The 2,013-nt window shown below is 70.9% G+C and carries 5 protein-coding genes; 3 read left to right on the top strand and 2 right to left on the bottom strand.

Translation table 11 applies throughout. The features are described 5' to 3' along the window. Window positions 1-131 precede the first annotated feature (131 nt). Genes HUX53_RS04185 through HUX53_RS04175 form a run of 3 tightly spaced genes read left to right on the top strand, consistent with a single transcriptional unit; the run spans window position 132 to window position 1,380 of the window. Window positions 132-575, top strand: coding sequence for a hypothetical protein (locus tag HUX53_RS04185; RefSeq protein ID WP_176401848.1), 444 nt, complete (start codon window positions 132-134; stop codon window positions 573-575). 17 nt (window positions 576-592) lie between these two features. After that, complete coding sequence (locus tag HUX53_RS04180) at window positions 593-991, top strand: peptidase inhibitor family I36 protein (RefSeq protein WP_176401847.1); 399 nt, start codon at window positions 593-595, stop codon at window positions 989-991. Between the two features lie 8 nt (window positions 992-999). Further along, complete coding sequence (locus HUX53_RS04175) at window positions 1,000-1,380, top strand: peptidase inhibitor family I36 protein (RefSeq protein WP_176401846.1); 381 nt, start codon at window positions 1,000-1,002, stop codon at window positions 1,378-1,380. A gap of 49 nt (window positions 1,381-1,429) precedes the next feature. Here HUX53_RS04175 and HUX53_RS04170 read toward each other — a convergent pair whose 3' ends face one another. Next, entirely contained in the window at window positions 1,430-1,861 is a 432-nt protein-coding gene (locus HUX53_RS04170) for an AfsR/SARP family transcriptional regulator (RefSeq protein ID WP_255204903.1), read from the bottom strand. Beyond that, on the bottom strand, window positions 1,819-2,013 hold a 195-nt coding region (locus HUX53_RS40685; RefSeq protein WP_255204904.1), incomplete at its 5' end, for a hypothetical protein. The genes HUX53_RS04170 and HUX53_RS40685, both read right to left, overlap by 43 nt.

The following is a 2,013-nucleotide window of genomic DNA, read 5'->3' as shown; positions in this document are numbered from 1 at the left end:
CCCCCGCACTGACCGCAACCGGCCACCCAACCCCCCATGACCCCTGAAGTCACTCCGCCTGCCGATAAGGGTTCGATAACGGCCTTCCGTAGCGTGTTCCGCGTCCAGATCACACGAACGGGGAGAAAGGAATGCGCAAGAGACGCATCATCGTGGGCGCGCTCGCGGCGGCATCCGTCCTGGGGGCGGCTCCGACCGGCGCCTCCGCCTGGGCCGGCGGCACGGACGCGGGGTCCGCCCCGAGCGCCCGCGCGGCCTGCTTCACGGACGCGGAGATCGACGGGAAGCAATGGGTGCGGACGTTCGACAAGGCGTTCGCCAACCCGAACTACCTCAAGTGCGGATCTCCCATCGGCTACCTCTACCAGGGCGAGAACTACGTCTACTGCAAGAAGTGGGGCCAGGAGTACACGGGCGCGTACGGCACCAACCACTGGTGGCTGTACACCGACCTCGACCAGGGCGCCACGCGCGGCTGGGTGTCGGCCTATTTCCTGACGGGGGCCGGAAACGGCGACGACAAGGCCGTCGACATCAACGGCGAGACCGTCAAGACCTGCTCCAAGGTCTACTGACGGGAAACGGGGAGAAGATGAGCAAGCTTAGGATCGGCCTGCTGGCCGGCGCGGTGGCCGCGGGGGCCGTCACCGCCATGGCGCCGTCCGCGGCGCTGGCCGCCACGGCGTCCGCCACCGCCGGGACGTGCCCGAAGGGCGACGTGTGCGTGTGGAGCGGCAAGAACGCCACCGGCACCCGCTGCAACTGGACCGGCGACGACCCCGACTGGCAGGGCGGCGCGATCCAGTGCCGGCCGCACAGGTTCAAGGTCAACAGCATCTGGAACAACGGGTACACGAGCAACCCGTACAACAAGGTCCGGTTCTTCGCGTCGGCGAACTACCAGAACGAGCTCTACGACCCGGTCAGCGTCACGTCCAAGCCGATCAACGCGGCGAACGTGTCCATCCGCTCCCACCAGTGGTCGAGGTAGGGGGCGGTATGAACAAGGCCCGGATCATCGTCGGCGGCATGGCCGTCGCGGGGCTCACCGCCGTCCTGTCCCCCGCCACCGCGCAGGCCGAGGCCGCCTGGCAGGGGTCGTGCGAGCGCGGCGACTTCTGCGTCTGGAGCGGCAAGAACGGCACGGGCACCAGGTGTGCCTGGAACGGCGACGACCCCGACTGGCACGGCGGCGCCGTCCAATGCAACCCGCGGTTCCTCGTCGCCTCGTACTGGAACAACGGCTACACGGGCGCGTACAGCAAGGTGAAGGTGTACCACTTCGCGAACTACGAGGGCTCTTGGGGCACCATCCCCGCCGGCGAGCGGAACAGCTTCTGGGAGGGCCAGCTCATGGGCTCCCACAAGTGGGTGAACTAGCCCCCCGCTGAGAGGGCCGCAGGGCATCGCGCCCGGCGGCCCTCCGTCGTCAGCAGGACCGGACGCCCCGCGCGGGCCCCGCCGTGCGCCGCCACCGCAGCGCACGACCCCGCCGCGCCACACCGGGGCGCACCAGCGAATCGTCCCGCAGGATCCCGAGCTGGAGTTCCCGCAGCTCGCGCCCCGGCTCCAGGCCCAGCTCCTCGTCCAGCCGGCGGCGCCCCTCCTGGTACACGTCGAGGGCCTCGCCCTGCCGCCCGGCCCGCGCCAGCGCCATCATCAGCAGCCCCCGGAGCCGCTCCCGGTACGGATGCTCCCCGACCGCCCCGATGAGCTCACCGACCAGTTCCCGATGCCGGCCGAGGACAAGCTCCACATGCGCGACCTCCTCGACCGCGGTGAGCCGAAGTTCCTCCCAGCGCAACGCCCCCGCCTCGATCATCGGACGCTCCAGGCCCGCCAGAACAGGCCCCTGCCACAGCGCCAGCGCCTCCCGAAACCGCCCGGCGGCCTGCGGCAGCCGCCCCGCCGCGCCGCGCTGATCCACTCCGCCGCCACCGAGGCGTCGATCGTCCCGGCCTCCGCGGGCACCCGGTACCCCGGCCGGACGGTCTCGATCAGTCCCTCCCGGCC

This window comes from Actinomadura sp. BRA 177 (assembly GCF_013372625.1).
Classification (GTDB): Bacteria; Actinomycetota; Actinomycetes; order Streptosporangiales; family Streptosporangiaceae; genus Spirillospora.
This window is presented reverse-complemented; position numbering and strand designations above follow the sequence as displayed.

Bases quoted from the DNA above. Each gene is read 5' to 3' on its own strand.
- HUX53_RS04180 (WP_176401847.1), top strand. From the start codon at position 593: ATGAGCAAGCTTAGGATCGGCCTGCTGGCCGGCGCGGTGGCCGCGGGG.
- HUX53_RS04185 (WP_176401848.1), top strand. From the start codon at position 132: ATGCGCAAGAGACGCATCATCGTGGGCGCGCTCGCGGCGGCATCCGTC.
- HUX53_RS04175 (WP_176401846.1), top strand. From the start codon at position 1,000: ATGAACAAGGCCCGGATCATCGTCGGCGGCATGGCCGTCGCGGGGCTC.